General features: G+C 65.8%; 15 protein-coding genes. 3 read left to right on the forward strand and 12 right to left on the reverse strand.

What is annotated here, in order from left to right:
• Nucleotides 1-2: 2 nt before the first annotated feature.
• The 11 genes from CX676_RS14270 to CX676_RS14320 form a co-directional block, all read right to left on the reverse strand.
• Entirely contained in the window at nucleotides 3-857 is an 855-nt protein-coding gene (locus tag CX676_RS14270; protein WP_101753214.1) for an ureidoglycolate lyase, read from the reverse strand.
• Between the two features lie 21 nt (nucleotides 858-878).
• The gene (locus CX676_RS14275; protein ID WP_101754353.1) at nucleotides 879-1,622 is read right to left on the reverse strand and encodes an SDR family oxidoreductase; all 744 of its coding nucleotides are present in this window, start codon (nucleotides 1,620-1,622) and stop codon (nucleotides 879-881) included.
• A 61-nt stretch (nucleotides 1,623-1,683) separates the two neighbouring features.
• Nucleotides 1,684-3,150 (reverse strand): FGGY-family carbohydrate kinase, encoded by a 1,467-nt coding sequence (locus CX676_RS14280; RefSeq protein ID WP_101753215.1) that lies wholly within the window; start codon nucleotides 3,148-3,150, stop codon nucleotides 1,684-1,686.
• A gap of 10 nt (nucleotides 3,151-3,160) precedes the next feature.
• The gene (locus CX676_RS14285) at nucleotides 3,161-3,820 is read right to left on the reverse strand and encodes an HAD family hydrolase (protein WP_101753216.1); all 660 of its coding nucleotides are present in this window, start codon (nucleotides 3,818-3,820) and stop codon (nucleotides 3,161-3,163) included.
• 7 nt (nucleotides 3,821-3,827) lie between these two features.
• A complete protein-coding gene (locus tag CX676_RS14290) occupies nucleotides 3,828-5,294 on the reverse strand; it encodes a mannitol dehydrogenase family protein (protein ID WP_101753217.1) in 1,467 nt (488 codons plus the stop codon).
• A 57-nt stretch (nucleotides 5,295-5,351) separates the two neighbouring features.
• Nucleotides 5,352-6,125, reverse strand: a complete 774-nt coding sequence (locus tag CX676_RS14295) for an L-iditol 2-dehydrogenase (protein WP_101753218.1) — start codon at nucleotides 6,123-6,125, stop codon at nucleotides 5,352-5,354.
• Nucleotides 6,122-7,120, reverse strand: a complete 999-nt coding sequence (locus CX676_RS14300; protein ID WP_101753219.1) for an ABC transporter ATP-binding protein — start codon at nucleotides 7,118-7,120, stop codon at nucleotides 6,122-6,124. The genes CX676_RS14295 and CX676_RS14300 overlap by 4 nt, the downstream gene beginning before the upstream one ends.
• Nucleotides 7,121-7,132: 12 nt before the next feature.
• Nucleotides 7,133-7,957 (reverse strand): carbohydrate ABC transporter permease, encoded by an 825-nt coding sequence (locus CX676_RS14305; protein ID WP_101753220.1) that lies wholly within the window; start codon nucleotides 7,955-7,957, stop codon nucleotides 7,133-7,135.
• 10 nt (nucleotides 7,958-7,967) lie between these two features.
• The gene (locus tag CX676_RS14310; protein ID WP_101753221.1) at nucleotides 7,968-8,837 is read right to left on the reverse strand and encodes a carbohydrate ABC transporter permease; all 870 of its coding nucleotides are present in this window, start codon (nucleotides 8,835-8,837) and stop codon (nucleotides 7,968-7,970) included.
• A 98-nt stretch (nucleotides 8,838-8,935) separates the two neighbouring features.
• A complete protein-coding gene (locus CX676_RS14315) occupies nucleotides 8,936-10,252 on the reverse strand; it encodes an ABC transporter substrate-binding protein (RefSeq protein ID WP_101753222.1) in 1,317 nt (438 codons plus the stop codon).
• A 105-nt stretch (nucleotides 10,253-10,357) separates the two neighbouring features.
• The gene (locus CX676_RS14320; RefSeq protein WP_101753223.1) at nucleotides 10,358-11,290 is read right to left on the reverse strand and encodes a sugar-binding transcriptional regulator; all 933 of its coding nucleotides are present in this window, start codon (nucleotides 11,288-11,290) and stop codon (nucleotides 10,358-10,360) included.
• A 220-nt stretch (nucleotides 11,291-11,510) separates the two neighbouring features.
• On the opposite strand from CX676_RS14320, the gene CX676_RS14325 reads away from it, so the two are divergent.
• Nucleotides 11,511-11,870, forward strand: a complete 360-nt coding sequence (locus CX676_RS14325) for an NIPSNAP family protein (protein WP_101753224.1) — start codon at nucleotides 11,511-11,513, stop codon at nucleotides 11,868-11,870.
• A gap of 95 nt (nucleotides 11,871-11,965) precedes the next feature.
• Here CX676_RS14325 and katG read toward each other — a convergent pair whose 3' ends face one another.
• Nucleotides 11,966-14,143 carry a catalase/peroxidase HPI gene (katG, locus tag CX676_RS14330; protein WP_101753225.1) on the reverse strand — a complete coding sequence of 726 codons (2,178 nt, stop codon included), beginning with the start codon at nucleotides 14,141-14,143 and terminating at the stop codon, nucleotides 11,966-11,968.
• A 173-nt stretch (nucleotides 14,144-14,316) separates the two neighbouring features.
• Here katG and CX676_RS14335 point away from each other — a divergent pair, with 173 nt between their 5' ends.
• Both CX676_RS14335 and CX676_RS14340 read left to right on the forward strand, forming a co-directional pair.
• A complete protein-coding gene (locus CX676_RS14335; RefSeq protein ID WP_101753226.1) occupies nucleotides 14,317-15,243 on the forward strand; it encodes a hydrogen peroxide-inducible genes activator in 927 nt (308 codons plus the stop codon).
• Between the two features lie 85 nt (nucleotides 15,244-15,328).
• The gene (locus CX676_RS14340; RefSeq protein WP_101753227.1) at nucleotides 15,329-16,885 is read left to right on the forward strand and encodes a hypothetical protein; all 1,557 of its coding nucleotides are present in this window, start codon (nucleotides 15,329-15,331) and stop codon (nucleotides 16,883-16,885) included.
• Nucleotides 16,886-16,975: the final 90 nt, after the last annotated feature.

A 16,975-nucleotide genomic window follows, 5' to 3' on the forward strand; every position in this document is an offset into this window, starting at 1 on the left:
GCTCAGCCGCCGGTGGTGCGCTGGGTCTGTTCGCCCAGACCATCAATCCCAAGACGGATGGTTTGGCCGGGACGCAGGTAGACCGGCGGTTTCTGCCCCAGCCCGACGCCCGGCGGGGTGCCGGTGGTGATGACATCGCCCGGCATCAGCCGCATGAAGCGCGAGCAATAGGCGACCAGCGCGGCCACGCCGAACACCATCGTCGCGGTATTGCCGTTCTGATAGCGGTGTCCATCGACCTCGAGCCAGAGGCCCAGTTTCTGCGGATCGGCGATCTCGTCGCGGGTGACGAGCCAGGGGCCGATCGGGCCGAAGGTGTCGAAGCCCTTACCCTTGTCCCAGGTGGCGCCGCGCTCGATCTGCCATTCGCGCTCGCTCACGTCGTTGATGACGCAATAGCCGGCGACATGGTTCAGCGCATCGGCCTCGGCAATATCGGTGCCGCCCTGACCGATGACCACGCCCAGCTCGACCTCCCAGTCGGTCTTGGTCGAGCCTTTGGGGATGACGACATCATCATCCGGGCCGCAGATGCAGGTGATCCACTTGTTGAAGACCACCGGCTCGTCAGGCACGGCGAGGCCGCTTTCGGCGGCATGGTCGGCATAGTTCAGCCCGATGGCGATGAATTTCCCCACCCCGCCGACGCAGGCACCAAGGCGCAGGTCCTGTTGCGGCTTGCCCGGCACCACCGGCAGCGAGGCCGGATCGATGGCGGCCAGTTTCGCCAGCCCGGCGGGGGTCAGCACCTCGCTCGCCAGATCAGCCACATGGCCCGACAGGTCGCGCACCTGTCCCTGATCGTCCAGCAGTCCCGGCTTTTCCGCCCCGGCGGGGCCATAGCGCAGCAGTTTCATCGCTTCCTCCTCGAATCTCGCTCAGATCGTCACGCCGCCATCGACCAGAATGGCCTGACCGGTCACGAACCGGCTTTCATCGGACAGCAGATAGACGACAATGGGCGTCATATCCTCGACCGTGGCAAGGCGCCCCATGGGCTGGCGGGCGATAAAGTCTTTCTCCGCCTGCACCGGGTCAGCCGCCGATGCGATGCGGCCGCGCAGGCTGGGCGTGTCGACCGTGCCGGGGCAGATCGCATTGGCGCGGACGCCTCGGGTGACGTAATCGGCGGCGATGGACTTGGTCAGCCCGATCACCGCCGCCTTCGAGGTGCCATAGGCGCAGCGGTTCACGAAGCCTTTGATCGAGGAACACATCGAGGCCATGTTCACGATCGACACGCTGCCGGTTTCCCCGGCGCGCTGCAGCATCCCCGGCAGCACGGCGCGCGTCAGGTGGAACATGCCGTCGACGTTCAGGATGAAGCTGAGATCCCAGTCCTCGACCGTGGTTGTCTCGATGGTGCCGTTCACCACGATGCCGGCGCAGTTGAAGATCCCGTCCAGCGGCGGCAGTTCCGCGGCCAGCGCGGCAATGGCGCTGCGGTCGGTCACGTCCAGAGCGGCGATGCGGATGCCGTGCTCCTCGAGCCCCTCAAGCAGCCCCGGATCGCGGTCGGTCGCCCAGACCGTCGCCCCCTCGGCCGCGCAGGCGATGGCCGAGGCGCGCCCCATGCCCTGCCCCGCCGCCGTGATCAGAATCGTCTTGCCCTGCAGCCGCATCATCCGCCCTCCCAGCCAGTCTGCAATTCTGGTATACCAAATTTACAGGTGAGGCCAGCGCCTATTGCGGAGATCCGGCCTCGATCGCGTCGATTTCGGCGCGGTGCTGCTGCAGTCGCCGGAAAATCTGCCAGTCCCGTTCGCGCCGGGCCTGTGCCGCCGGATCGGGGCGGGTGATCTGCGCGGGCAGGGCGAACACCTCGCGCGCGGCGCGGATGCCGCCCAGATGCGGGGCGGCGGCGGCGATGGCGGCGCCCCGCAGCACCGCATCCTCGGGCTGCCAGTGGATCTCGGCCCCGGTCACATCGGCATAAAGCTGGCGCATCAGCGGCGAGCGGGCCTGACCGCCGGCCATGGCCAGACGGGAGGGCTGCCCCAGCCCCATATGCTCGATCACCTGCCGCGTCCCCAGCGCGATCCCCACCGCCGCCCGCCAGTAAAGCGCGTCCAGCGCCGCCTCGCTGCGATCCAGCGTGGCGCCGTGGATCACGCCCCGCACCAGCGGATCGGCAAAGGGCGTGCGGCTGCCCTTGATATCGGGCAGGACATGCAGGCCCGCGCCCGGCTCCTGCCGCTCGGGATGCAGGCGGGCGAGAATCTGGCCGTGGCTTTGCGGTTCGGGGTAACACTGGCGGACGCGGTCCAGAAGCGCGCCGGTGGCGGATTGCCCGCCCTCGCTGACCGCCTCGCCGGGCAGGATCGCATCGGGATAGGGACCCCAGATCGCCGGTTTCTGCGGCACATCCGCCGCCATCACGCAATTCGAGGTGCCGGCGATCAGCACCGGCATATCCGAGGCTGCCCCCAGCGCCCCGGCGAAGGCATCGATCAGCCCGGCGGCGACCCGGCATCCGGTGGTCAGCCCCAGCCGGTCCGCCGCATCGGCCTGCAGCGCCCCGATCGGCGCGCCCGGCGCCAGAACCGCCCCGCCCCGTGGCAGGTCCACCAGCCCCAGCCCCGCCATCAGCCCCTGCTGCCAGCCACCGGCCTCGGCGATATAGGGCCATTTCGCCACCATGGTGCAGAGCGACCTGTTGTCCTGCCCGGTCGCGGCATAGGCCAGCTGGTCCCCAAGATCGCGCACGGCGGTCAGCCCGGCCCAGGCCTCGGGGCGGTGGCGCGCCAGCCACATCAGCTTGGGCGTCTGCATCTCGGGCGAGACCTGCCCCCCGGCCCGAGCGGCCAGCGGATGGCCGGTGGCGCTCAACTCCTCGGCCTCGACGGTGGCGCGGTGGTCATGCCAGGCGATCACGTCGGGGGCAAAGCCCGGCGCATCGACATAGAGCGAACAGGTCGCGTCGAAGGCCAGCGCCGAGATGTCCTCTGCCGACACCCCGGCCATGTTCTGCGCCTCGCGCAGCGCATCCGCGACGGCCTGCCAAATCTCGGCAAACTCGTATCCGGCGCGCCCGTCCGGGTCGGTTCTGGTGGAAAATCCGTGGCTTGCCCGGGCCAGCAGCCGGCCATCCGGCCCAAAGATCGCCGCCCGCGCGCGGGCGCTGCCTACGTCAACGGCGCTGAACAGCAATTCCGTCCCCCTAGCCCATCCGGCTGAGAGTTTCGGGCAGATCGGCTGCATGTTCAACCAGCGCGTTGGGCTCCAGCGCCGCCAGCTTCTCGGCCAGCCGCGCCGGACGGGCATGGGCGCCGCCCAGAAAGCCCACGACGCGCATTCCGGCGGCACGGGCGGCGCGGATGCCGGCCGGACTGTCCTCGATCACCACGCAATCCTCGGGCGCGGCGCCAAGCCGCTCGGCGGCCATCAGGAACAGGTCGGGCGCCGGCTTGCCGTGCTTGACCATGGTCGCGGAATAGACATGCGGGGCAAAATGATCCCAGAGCCCGGTCAGCCCCAGCGACAGGCGCAGCCGGTCCGGGTTGCTGGATGAGGCGACGGCACGCGGCCCGCCAAGCCGGCTGAGCGCCTGTTCGATGCCGGGGATGGCCAGCAGGTCCACCCGGAAGCGGTCGGCCAGCCGGTCGCGCAGCGCCGACAGGTCCTCGGTGATGTCGATGCCGAAACGCTCGCGCAGATAGCTGATCTCGTGGCTGGTCGAGGTGCCGAGGAACAGGTCATAGGCCTCGCGTTCCGAGATGGGCAGGTCGCGGTTGCGGATCAGCCGCATCAGCTCGCCCATCGACAGCACCTCGCTGTCCACCAGCACGCCGTCGCAATCGAAGATCAGCGCCCGGCCCATCCGCCGCTTACCCGCCGAGATAGCGGCGCAGCGTCGCCGCGGTGCCGTCGCGCCACAATGCGTTCAACCAGTTGCCGAAAGCCTCGGCAAAGCGCGGATCGCGGCCCGTAGCGCCATAGATGTCGGCCATGCCGAGCCAGACGGACGGGTCATCCTTCGCCGCCTTCGCGGTCTCGGTCAGCCGGTCCCAGCTGGGATCATTGGGCTCGATCACCGCGCCGCTGTCGGTCGTCCCGGCGCAGTAGCGGCACCACAAGGCCGATTCCAGCGCCAGCCCCTCGACCGGCAGATCGCGAGCCAGCCGGTCGGCAATGGTCGGGATGATGAACTTCGGCTGCCGGTTCGAGCCATCGAGGCAGAGCCGCCGCACGGTATCGCCGATCTTCGGGTTGGCGCAGCGCTCCTTGACCTTGGCGAAATAGGCATTGAGGTCGGTGCCCGGCACCGGCGGCACGGCGGGGATGATCTCGTCGGTTTCGACCTTCTCGAGGAAGGCTGCCACCAAATCGTTTTGCATCGCCTCGTGGACGAAATGAACATCCATCAGGCCGGCGGGATAGGCGATGACCGCATGACCTCCGTTCAGGATGCGGATCTTCATCAATTCCCAAGGGGTCACATCGGCGACGAACTCGACCCCGGCCTCTTCCAGCGGCGGGCGGCCGGCGGGGAAATTGTCTTCCAGCACCCATTGCATGAAGTCCTCGCAGAAGACCGGGGCGTCGTCGGCGATGCCGAACTCGTCGCGCACCATCGCTCGCTCGCGGTCGCTGGTGGCCGGGGTGATGCGATCAACCATGCCATTGGGGAAGGCGACATCGCCCTTGATCCAAAGCGCCAGTTCAGGGTCCGAGAGCCGCGCGGTCTCGACCACCGCCTCGCGGGTAACCGAGCCGTTATGCGGGATGTTGTCGCAGCACATGACGGTGAAAGGCTGATGACCGGCGGCGCGGCGGGCCTTCAGCCCGGCAACCAGCAGGCCGAACACGGTTTTCGGTGCATCGGGATTGGCGCCATCGGCGGCAATGGCCGGGTGGGTCGGGTCGAAATGGCCGGTATTGGCGTCGATGAAATAGCCGCCTTCGGTGATGGTCAGGCTGGCGATGCGGATGGCCGGATCGGCCAGCTGCGCGATCACCTGCGCCGAATTGCCCGGCGCGATATAGTCGATCATCGGGCCGATGACGCGCGGCTGCGAGGTCTCGGCCGATTGCTCGACCACGGTATAGAGGTTGTCCTGCCCGGCCAGCGTGTCGCGCATCCGCTGGTCGCCGGGCATGACGCCGGCGCCGATGATGGCGAAATCAAGACCCAGCCCGGCATTCATCAGCCGGTCCAGATAGACGGCCTGATGGGCGCGGTGGAAATTGCCGACGCCGAAATGCAGCATCCCGCCGCTCAGGCTCTGGCGGTCATAGGCCGGAACCGCGCAGTCGAGTTGGGAAAGGGTCGCGTCAGAAAGGTTTTGCGCCATCAGGTCACCTGTGGTCTGGGATGGAGGGGAAGCAGGATGCCGATGCCCGTCAGGGCCTCAGCTCATCCACTGCCCGCCATCGACGTTGTAGCATTGCGAGACGATGTAATTGGCCTCGTCCGAGGCGAGGAAAACGGCCATGCCGGTCAAATCGTCGGGGGTGGCAAAGCGGCCTGCGGGTACGCCGGCGGCAACTTCGGCCTTCTTCTGGCCGGGCTTCTTCCCTTCCAGCTTGGCGAACATCGAGTCCACATGGACCCAGTGATCGCCATCGACGACGCCCGGGGCGATGGCATTGACGTTGATGCCATGCTTGATGAGGTTCAGCCCCGCCGACTGGGTCATGCTGATGACCGCCGCCTTGGTCGAGCAATAGACCAGCACCAGCGGCTCACCCCGCCGCCCGGCCTGGCTCGCCATGTTGATGATCTTGCCGCCATGGCCCTGCGCGATCATCTGCCGTGCCGCCGCCTGCATGGTGAACAAGGTTCCCGCGACGTTGACGGCATAGAGCTTGTCATAGCTCGCCCGGGTGATGTCCACCGTCTCGGCCGCATCGAACAGCGCGGCATTGTTGATGAGGATATCGAGCTTGCCGGTCTTCTCGACCACTGCCGCAATGGCCGCGTCGATGCTGTCCTGCTGGCTCACGTCCAGCCGGACGGCATAGGCACCATCGCCGATCTCAGCCGCCGCCGCTTCCGCGGCTTCGAGGTTGATATCGGCGATGGCGACCTGCGCCCCCTCACGCAGGTAGGCTGCGGCAAAGCCAAGGCCGATGCCGCGGGCCGCGCCGGTGATCAGCGCGGATTTTCCATCCAAGCGTTTCACAGTGCCAGCCCGTCCTTGCCGAACTTGTAGACCCGGCCTTCCTGTGCGCTGAGGAAGATGCGGTCGCCGTGATGGACCGGGAATTCACCCTCGGCACGGGCGATCACATGCTCGCCGCTGTCCAGATCGATATGCAGGAAGGTGTCGGACCCCAGATGCTCGGCCACGCCGACGGTGCCGGGATAGTCGCCTTCGCTGGTCGACAGCTTCCAGTGCTCGGGGCGGATGCCGATGGCATGGGCGCCATGGGCCGCCGCCGCCGCGCCTTCGAGGAAGTTCATGTTGGGCGAACCGATGAAGCCCCCGACGAAGCGGTTGGCCGGGCGGGCATAAAGCTCCATCGGGCTTCCCACCTGCTCGACATTGCCGGCGCGAAGCACGACGATCTTGTCGGCCATGGTCATCGCCTCGACCTGGTCATGGGTCACGTAGATCATCGTGGTCTTGAGGCTGTTATGCAGCTCGCTGATCTCGACCCGCATGTTGACGCGCAGCGCCGCATCGAGGTTCGACAGCGGTTCGTCGAAGAGGAAGGCCGATGGCTCGCGGACGATGGCGCGGCCAATGGCGACGCGCTGGCGCTGGCCGCCCGAGAGCTGCCCCGGCTTGCGGTCCAGATAGCTGTCGAGGTTCAGGATCTTCGCCGCATGGCTGACGCGCTTTTCCTGCTCGGCCTCGGGCATCTTGGCCATCTTCAGCGGGAAGGCGATGTTCTTGCGGACCGACATATGCGGGTAAAGCGCATAGGACTGGAACACCATGGCCAGACCGCGCTTGGCGGGACCGGCATCGGTGACATCCTGGCCGTCGATCTGGATCTGGCCCGAAGTCACATCTTCCAGCCCGGCGATCAGCCGCAAGAGGGTCGACTTGCCGCAGCCCGAGGGGCCGACGAAGACGACGAATTCGCCATTGTTGATTTCCAGATCCACACCGGGAATGACTTCGACATCGCCAAAGGCCTTGCGGACGTTCTTGAGCGTAATGCTGCCCATCGTAAGGTCTCCTTATTTCACCGCGCCGAAGGTCAGGCCGCGGACAAGTTGTTTCTGGCTGAACCAGCCCATGATCAGGATCGGCGCGATGGCCAGCGTCGAGGCCGCCGAGAGCTTGGCCCAGAACAGGCCCTGCGGGCTGGAGAAGGAGGCGATGAAGGCCGAGAGCGGCGCGGCATTCGTCGTGGTCAGCTGGATGGTCCAGAAAGCCTCGTTCCAGGCCAGGATGATGTTCAGAAGCAGCGTCGAGGCAATGCCCGGCACCGCCATCGGCGCCAGCACATGCATGATCTCCTGCCCCAGCGTCGCCCCATCCATCCGCGCGGCCTCGAGGATCTCGCCCGGGATCTCGCGGAAATAGGTGTAGAGCATCCAGACCACGATCGGCAGGTTCATCAGCATCAGCACGATGACCAGCCCGGTGCGGGTGTCGAGCAGGCCGGTCCGAAGGAAGATCAGGTAGATCGGCACCAGCACGGCCACGGCGGGCATCATCTTGGTCGACAGCATCCACATCAGGATGTCTTTCGTCCGCTTGGTGGGCGAGAAGGCCATGGCCCAGGCCGCCGGGATGGCGACCAGCAGCGCCAGCACGGTCGAGCCCACGGCGATGATCACCGAGTTCATGAACGGCCGGAAGTAGTTATACTGCGACTGCACCTCGCGATAGCTCTCCAGCGTGAAGCTGGGGATCAGGTCGAAGCCGGCAATCGCCTCCTGCTCGGACTTGAAGCTGGTGATGATGGCATAGAGGATCGGGAAGAAGATCAGCAGGGCCACGAACCATGCGGCGATGGTCCAGCCGATCCGGGTGTTGCGGGAAACTGCGCGTGCCATGTCTCTCTCCTCAGTCCAGGTTCTTGCCGACGGCGCGCATCAGGAAGATGGCGCAGACATTGGCCAGCACGACCGCGATGATGCCCCCGGCCGCAGCCCCGCCGATGTCGAAGTTCAGACGTGCGGCGCGATAGATCAGGTAGGTCAGGTTGGTCGAGGCATTGCCCGGCCCGCCATTGGTGGTCACCAGGATCTCGGCATAGACGCCCAGAAGGAAGATCGTCTGGATCAGGATCACCACGGTGATCGCACGGGCCATGTGCGGCAGGGTCAGATAGATGAAGCGCTGCAGCGCCGGGGCGCCGTCCATTTCCGCGGCCTCCATCTGCTCGCCATCCAGCGATTGCAGCGAAGTAAGCAGGATCAGCGTGGCGAAGGGCAGCCATTGCCAGGCCACGATCAGGATGATCGAGAACAGCGGATATTGCGCGAACCAGTCGACGGGCTGGGCGCCGAAGAACTTGGCGATATCGGCAAACACCCCGTAACTTGGGTGCATGATCATGTTCTTCCAGATCAGCGCCGCCACCGGCGGCATGACGAAGAAGGGCGAGATCACCAGGATCCGCACGATCCCCTGTCCGAAGATCGGCTTGTCGATCAGCATGGCGATCAGGATGCCGCCGACCACGGTGATGGCCAGAACGCCCACCACCAGCACCAGCGTGTTCCAGATCGACTCCCAGAAGGCCGGATCGGTGTAGAAATACTGGTAATTGAAGAAGCCGGCCCAGCTGGTATTCGCGGGGTTCAGCAGGTTGTAGTTCAGGAATGAATAGTAAAGCGTCATCGCCAGCGGCACGATCATCCAGATCAGAAGCAGGACAATCGCAGGTGCGCGCATGAGGCGGGCGAGGCTCTGGGTCTGGCGCGTGGCCATGGCGTGACTCCTCCGGCAAGCGCGAGGCGGGGGCCTTGCGCAGTCTCACGGGCTTGGCGCCGACCGGAGAAACCGGACGGCGCCTTATGCTTGGGTGTTTACTTGATGTAACCGGCGCGGGTCATTTCGCGCGTGGTATTGGCTTGCGCCCCGGCCAGCGCGTCGGCGGCCGACATCTGCCCGGCCAAGGCGGCCGAGAATTGCTGGCCCACCGCCGTGCCGATGCCCTGGAATTCCGGGATGGCGACGAACTGGCCGCCGCTATAGGGAATGTCCTGCACCGAGGATTTGGTGGTGTTGGCGGCGTTCATCGAGGTCAGGGTCATGGCCGCGAAGGGGGCAGCCGCCTGATACTCGGCATTCTCGTAAAGCGAGGTGCGCGTGCCCGGAGGGGCCGAGCGCCAGCCATCGGTCGCGGCGACCTGGGCGGTGTAGTCCTTGCTGGTTGCCCAGGCGACGAACTTCTTGGCCGCGTCAGGCGCGTCCGAGGAGGCCGGGATCGCCAGGCTCCAGGCCCAGAGCCAGTTGCCGTGGTTGTCGACGCCTTCCTTGTTCGGGAACTGCGCGAAACCCACCTTGTCGGCGACGGTCGAATTGGCCGGGTCGGTGACGAAGCTGGCGGCGACGGTGGCGTCGATCCAGATGCCGCACTTGCCCTGCTGGAACAGCGACAGGTTCTCGTTGAAGCCGTTCGACGAGGCGCCCGGAGGGCCGTAATTGGTCATCAGCGCCAGGTAGTCGTTCAGCGCCTCGCTCCATTCCGCGCTTTCGAACTGGGGTTTCCAGTCCATGTCGAACCAGCGCCCGCCATAGCTGTTGGCCATGGCCGTCAGGAAGGCCATGTTCTCGCCCCAGCCCGGCTTGCCGCGCAGGCAGATGCCATAGACTTCGCCATCCTTGTTGGTCATCTTCTCGGCGGCGGTCTTGATGTCGGCCCAGGTCGGGCTGTCCGGAATGGTCACGCCGGCGGCCTCGGCCAGGTCGGTGCGATACATCACCATGGCAGATTCGCCATAGAAGGGCACCGCGTACAGCGTGTCATCGACCGACAGCGCGGCGCTGATCGAGGGCAGGATGTCGGCGGCGTCATATTCGGCCGGCAGGTCGTTCAGCGGCACCAGCCAGTCCTGCTTGGCCCAGATCGGAACCTCGTAGGTGCCGATGGTCAGCACGTCATACTGCCCGCCCTTGGTGGCGATGTCGGTGGTGACGCGCTCGCGCAGGATGTTCTCTTCCAGCGTGACCCATTCCAGCGTGATGTCCGGGTTCGCCTCGGTAAAGGGCGCGGTCATCTTCTGCATGCGGATCATGTCGCCATTGTTCACCGTGGCGATGGTCAGGGTCTCGGCCTGTGCCGCAATCCCCATAACCGTCAATGCGCTGGCCCCCAGAAGGGCGCGCTTCAGATAGCTCATAGTCTTCCTCCCTTGGCATTTGCCATTCCCATGGGCAAATGCTCATCGATCGGCATGTTTTTGTCAACTGAAATTCTTGACCGAACGTCAATCAGCGAGGCGGGATTATGATTTCAAAAGAAATTCTGCGGTCTCGGTATCGGTGATCAGGCCGTTCACCAGCCCGCCGCGCAGCGCACCACGGATCGCCTGATGCTTCGCAGCCCCCATTGCAGCGGCGATGACCAGGGTTGATTCCCGAGACGGGATCGGCGGCGAGGCGACGCGCTGCATCAGCTCGCTGTCGATCAGCCGGCCCTCAGCATCATAAGCCCAGCCCACGATCTCGCCCACCGCACCGGCGCTGCGCAGGGTCTCGATTTCCGCACTGGTCAGGAAGCCGTCCAGCACCAGCGGGGCATCGGGACCGATGGTGCCGATGCCGACAAAGGCCACGGACGCGGCCTGGGTCATCTCGATCACCCGGGCGATGCCTGCCTGCCCGTTTAGCGCCTCGCGCTCGGCGGCGCTGCTGGCGATGACCGGAACCACCAGTGGATAGCTGCGCGCCGTCACCCGCTCGGACAGCGAGAAAAGCACGTTGTAATAGGCGGTCGAGCCGTCGGTGGCGATATTGCCGGTCAGCGAGACGATCCGGTGCTGGGCGCAATCGACCCGCGACATCTGCTCGACCCCCGATCGCAGGGTGCGACCGGTGCCGAAGGCGGCGATCAGCGGATCGGACCGGCGCAGCCAGGTCTCGATGCAATCGGCCACGGCAATGGCCATGCCGGCGCCGCGCGCATCCGCCGGCACCACCTCGCAGAATTGCAGCCCCGCCTGCCGCCGCAACCGCGCGGCCAGATCGAGGCAATCGGCAAAGGGGTGGTCGATGCGCACCTTGACCAGCCCGGCCGCCTGCGCCTGCGCCACCATGCGCTGCACGCTCTGGCGCGAAATGCCCATCTGCGCGGCGATCTCGTCCTGGGTCTGGCCGGCGACAAAGGACAGCCAGGCGGCGCGGGCCATCTGTTCCTGCTTGCGGTCCTCGACACTCATTCCCTGCGGCCCCTCGTGACGTCTGATGCGGGATTAACAGAGATTGGTCTGCGCGCCTATGCGCTTTGTCCGGGTGCGTCGAAAGGGCCGGGGCCGCTGATCATCCGCCAAAGGAAAAGCCCATGTCTTGAAACCGTGCTGGTCCGCAATGCGCGTCAAAACCACGCGTTGAACAGCGGGAAGCCTTGCGAGTATCTGATCGGAACAAAAAGAGAACTTCATGACCCGTCTCATCGAAATATTGCTCTATCGGCTCAAGCCGGGAACCGGGGGAGTGTTCTTTGATATCATGCAGAATATCAGCGTCCCGCTGCATGTGCAGAACGGAATCGATGTGATCTGGCACGGACAATCCCTGCATGATCCCGATGCCTATGGTTTGATCCGTGGCTTTGCAGACATGACGACACTGGATGCTGTGCAGTCTGCATTTTACGCCAGCACAGCATGGAGGTCCGGACCGCGCGAGGCCATCATTGCCCGGATCGAGACGGCAACGAAAATCATCATTCCCATGAACGCTGATGCGGTGAAGGGGTTGCGGGAACAAGGATACCACGCCTTCCCGACCGAAAGGTAAGGACCCTAGGCGGCACAACACGGGTTAGCGACATAGCCATGAAAAACCCCGCGCCATCCGGTCAGGACGGCGCGGGGTCGGGATCAGGTTACGGATCAGGCGCGCAGGTCGAAGCGGTCGGCGTCCATCACCTTGGTCCATGCGGCGACGAAATCGCGCACGAACTTGGCATTCGCGTCATTCTGGGCATAGACCTCGGCATAGGCGCGCAGGATCGAGTTCGAGCCGAAGACCAGGTCGACCCGGGTCGCCGTCCATTTCACCGCGCCGGTCTTGCGGTCGCGGATCTCGTAGAGATCCTTGCCCACCGGAACCCACTGGTAGTTCATGTCGGTCAGGTTGACGAAGAAGTCAGTGGTCAGCGCGCCCTCGCGATCGGTGAAGACGCCAGCCTTCGAGCCGCCGTAATTGGCACCGATCACCCGCATCCCGCCGACCAGAACGGTCATCTCGGGGGCGGTCAGGCCCATCAGCTGGGTGCGGTCCAAGAGCATTTCCTCGGTGCTGACCACGTAGTCCTTCTTGACCCAGTTCCGATAGCCATCGGCCAGCGGCTCCATCACGTCGAACGAGGCGGCATCGGTCTGCGCGTCGCTGGCATCGCCCCGGCCCGGCGCGAAGGGCACCGAAACCTCGACCCCGGCGGCTTTCGCCGCCTGTTCGATGCCGACATTGCCGGCCAGCACGATCACATCGGCGACCGAGGCGCCCGACGAGGCCGCGATCGGCTCCAGCACCGACAGCACGCGGGCCAGACGCTCGGGCTCGTTGCCGATCCAGTCCTTTTGCGGCGCCAGGCGGATGCGCGCGCCATTGGCGCCGCCGCGCATGTCCGAGCCGCGATAGGTCCGGGCGCTGTCCCAGGCCGTCGTCACCATGTCCGACAGCGACAGGCCCGAGGCCGCGATCTTGGCCTTGACCGCCGCGACATCATAGTTGGTCGGGCCGGCGGGGATCGGGTCCTGCCAGATCAACTCTTCCGAGGGCACATCCGGGCCGAAATAGCGTTCGATCGGGCCCATGTCGCGGTGGGTCAGCTTGAACCAGGCGCGGGCGAAAGCCTCGTTGAAGGCCTCGGGATCACGGTGGAACCGCTCGGAGATCGCGCGATAGGCCGGGTCGACCTTCAGCGCCATATCGGCATCGGTCATGATCGGGTTGTAGCGGATCGAGGGGTCCTCGACATCGACCGGCCGGTCTTCCTCGGCGATCGACACCGGCTCCCACTGGTTCGCGCCGGCGGGGCTTTTGCGCAATTCCCAGTCATGCTCCATCAGCATCTTGAAGAAGCCGTTGTCCCATTTCGTCGGATGGGTGGTCCAGGCGCCCTCGATGCCGCTGACGACCTGATCGCGACCGATGCCACGGCCGGTCTTGTTCATCCAGCCAAGGCCCTGATCCTCGACACCCGAGGCTTCGGGGTTCGGGCTCAGATTGGCGGCGCTGCCATTGCCGTGGGCCTTGCCGATGGTGTGACCACCAGCGGTCAGTGCCACGGTTTCCTCGTCATCCATCGCCATGCGGGCAAAGGTCTCGCGCATCTGCGCGGCAGTCTTCAGCGGGTCGGGCTTGCCGTTCACGCCTTCCGGGTTGACGTAGATCAGGCCCATCTGCACCGCGGCCAGCGGGTTTTCCATGGTTTCGGGCGCATCGACATTGTCGTAGCGCGTGTCCGAGGGGGCCAGCCATTCCTTCTCGGCGCCCCAATAGGTGTCCTTCTCGGGATGCCAGATATCCTCGCGCCCGAAGCCGAAGCCAAAGGTCTTCAGCCCGGCGGTTTCATAGGCCATGGTCCCGGCCAGCTGGATCAGGTCGGCCCAGCTGATCTTGTTGCCGTATTTCTTCTTGATCGGCCACAGAAGACGGCGGCCCTTGTCGGTATTGGCGTTGTCCGGCCAGCTGTTCAGCGGCGCAAAACGCTGGTTGCCGGTGCCACCGCCGCCACGGCCATCGGCCAGACGATAGGACCCCGCCGTGTGCCATGCCACGCGGGCGAACATGCCGACATAGCTGCCCCAGTCGGCGGGCCACCAGTCCTGGCTGTCGGTCATCAGCGCGCGCAGATCGGCCTTCAGCGCCTCGACATCCAGCGTCTTCAACTCTTCGCGATAGTCGAAATCGGGACCCAGCGGGTTGGTCTTGCTGTCATGCTGGCTGAGAATGTCCAGGTTCAGCGCGTTCGGCCACCAATCGACATTCGACTGACCCGCCGAGGTCACGCTACCATGCATGACCGGGCACTTGCCGGCAGTTTTCACATCATTTCCGTCCATCTGACCTCTCCGTTTCCAACATGTGAATGCGTATCAGGGCAACAATCCGGCGCGGACCCGAGGGCGCAAACGCCTTCGGGCCACACCGGACCACAACCTGTTGCCGAACACTCTGCCCCAGAAGTTTGATTATTTGAATTTGTATCTTCTTATCCTCGTGATAAATTTATCTTATGAAACGCTTGACCCTGAAACATCTGCGCTATTTCGAGGCGCTGGCCCGCTGGAACCATTTCGGACGCGCCGCCGAAAGCCTTGCCTTGTCGCAGCCGGCCTTGTCCGTGCAGATGAAGGAGCTGGAGGAGATCCTGGGCGCGCCACTGCTGGAACGGGGCGCACGGCAGGTGACGCTGACCAGCCTGGGCGAGGATTTTGCCCTGCGCGCGCGCAAGATCCTGCAATCGGTCGAGGAACTGGGCGAGCTGGCCCGCGCCACCGACGGTCCGCTGACCGGCACCCTGCGGCTGGGAGTGATCCCGACTATAGCGCCCTACCTGCTGCCTGCGACCATCAAGCTTCTGACCCTGCGCCATCCGGCGCTGGACGTGCGCCCGCGCGAGGCGGTGACGCAGAAGCTGATCGATGATCTGCTCGAGGGGCGGCTCGACACGGCCATCGTTGCCCTGCCGATCTCGGAGAACGCGCTGCACGAGGAGCCGCTGTTCCACGAGGATTTCCTGCTGGTGCGGCCGCTGGAGGATGCGCAAAAACCCGTGCCCCGGCCCGAGAACCTGCGCGAGATGCGGCTTTTGCTGCTGGAAGAGGGGCATTGCTTCCGCGATCAGGCGCTGTCCTATTGCAGCCCCTCGCCCTCGCAGCCGCGCGACCTGATGGAGGGCAGTTCGCTGTCCACGCTGGTGCAGATGGTCGGCGCGGGAATCGGCGTCACCCTGATCCCGGAAATGGCGATAGCGCTGGAAACCCGCACGGCGCCGGTCTGCGTGGCCGACCTGCCCGAGCCGCGCCCCTCAAGGCGGATCGGGATGGTCTGGCGCAAGACCTCGCCGCTATTCGGCCAGATGCAGCAGATCGCCCATCTGGTGCGCGACGCGGCGCAGGGGCAGGAGGCGGCGCGAGTGCCTGCGCCCGTTTCCGGCTGACCTGCCCAAACGCACAGAGCAGCTTGCAAATCCCGTCGGCGCGCGGTCAGGTCAGGCGGTATTCGCCGTCACGAGGATTGCTTTGATGAAGTTGCGCCCCGCCCACCTTGCCACCACCGTCGCCCTGAGCTTCGCCCTCGCCGCACCGGCGACGGCGCAGACCGCCCCCCAGCGCGCCAGTGCCTTCTCCGCCGAGGGATTGATCGGCGGCATCACTCGGCTGATGGTCTCTTACGGTCGGATGGTCGCCGATCTGCGCTATGGCGCGCTGGCGGTGGATGGGCCGCGCGGCACGCTGGTCATGCGCGACCTCGAGATCGCGGGCATCGGCAAATACGAGACCTGCCGCGTTTTGCTGGACCGTCTGCAGGTTTCGGGGCTGAGCCTCTGGGCGCAGGAGGAGGCCGCGACCCGGCTTGACCTCTCGGGCCTCGACATTGCCACGCAATGCTTCGGCATGAACGGCGCGATGATCGCGGCGGTCATCGATGATGACATGATCCGGCTGGATACGGTTGCCCTCGACGCGCGCCAAAGTGCCGGCAGCGGTGCGCTGGCCATGGATGTCGAGGCGATCGCGCCGGGCCTCGCCCGGATCGAGGGCAGCGCCGATTTCGACTATGTCACGATGTTCATCCCCGAATTCTTCGAGCGGATCACTGAGGGCAATTCCGACCCCGCAGATTTCAGCGACGAAACCGCGCCCGAGATGGCGGACGGCCCGCCCGAGATGGGGGTCCGGGGCACGCTGCGCGCGGCGCATCTGTCGCTTGAGGATCTCGGCGGTTGGGAAAAGCTGCGCCCGATCCTGCCGCCCGAAGCGACCAGCCCCGAAGGCTTGCAGGCCTTGGTGACGGCCGAACCCGGCACGCCGCAGCAGGCCTTCCAGCAGGCTGTCGCCGACGCATTGAAAGCCTTCGTGGCCGAGCCCGGTCGCCTGACTGCAGAGATCAGGCCCGCCACCCCGGTCGCCTTCGAGTCCAGCGACTGGACCGGCCCCGAAGAGGCGCTGACCCTCTTCGCTCCGGTCTTCACCAATGCCTTGCCGACGCCCCCGCTGGCGCTGGTCGCCAATCCTGACGATGCCAGCGATCCCCGCGCGCTCGGGCTGGCGCTGGCCGAGGGCAAGGGCCTACCCCGGAACCCGCGCCGTGCCATCGAGCTGCTGACCCCCTTGCAGAAAGAGGGCGAGGTTGCGTTGGCGCTGGCCGGGCTGAAGGCGGCCAGCGACCCGCGCGCCGCCTATGCCCATGCCATGACTGCCGCCGGGCAGGGTGTGGAAGGTGCCATGGCCGAACTGGACCGGATCGAGGCGCGGCTGAAGACCGATCAACTGATCGCCGCCCAGCCCGGTGTTACCACGGCCCTGCCCGACGCGGCTTTCGGCTCGGTGGTCTCGCTGCGCGATGCGGCGTTGGCGCAGGAGCAGGGCGATGGCACACCCCGCAGCTATGCCCTGGCGCTGCGCTTGGCCGGTTCCGCCGCCGCTGCCGGCGACGGCCCGTCGCAGTCGCTGCTGGCGCGGCTCGAGGGGCGCTTTGCCGGCGACCCGGCTTGGGAGGAATTGCGCGCCGCCGCCGCCGATCAGGCGCTGGCCGACTGGCGCGGCATGGGGCTGGCCGCGCGCTTTTCCGGCGAGTAGGCGGGGCGGCCCCAACGCGGCAGTTGTCGTCCTGCGCCTGCCTTTGCTATGGATCGCATCAAAACAGGCACGGCCGGGAACAGGCCGGAA

The sequence above is a fragment of the Paracoccus zhejiangensis genome (genome assembly GCF_002847445.1).
In the GTDB taxonomy this organism is placed as follows: domain Bacteria; phylum Pseudomonadota; class Alphaproteobacteria; order Rhodobacterales; family Rhodobacteraceae; genus Paracoccus; species Paracoccus zhejiangensis.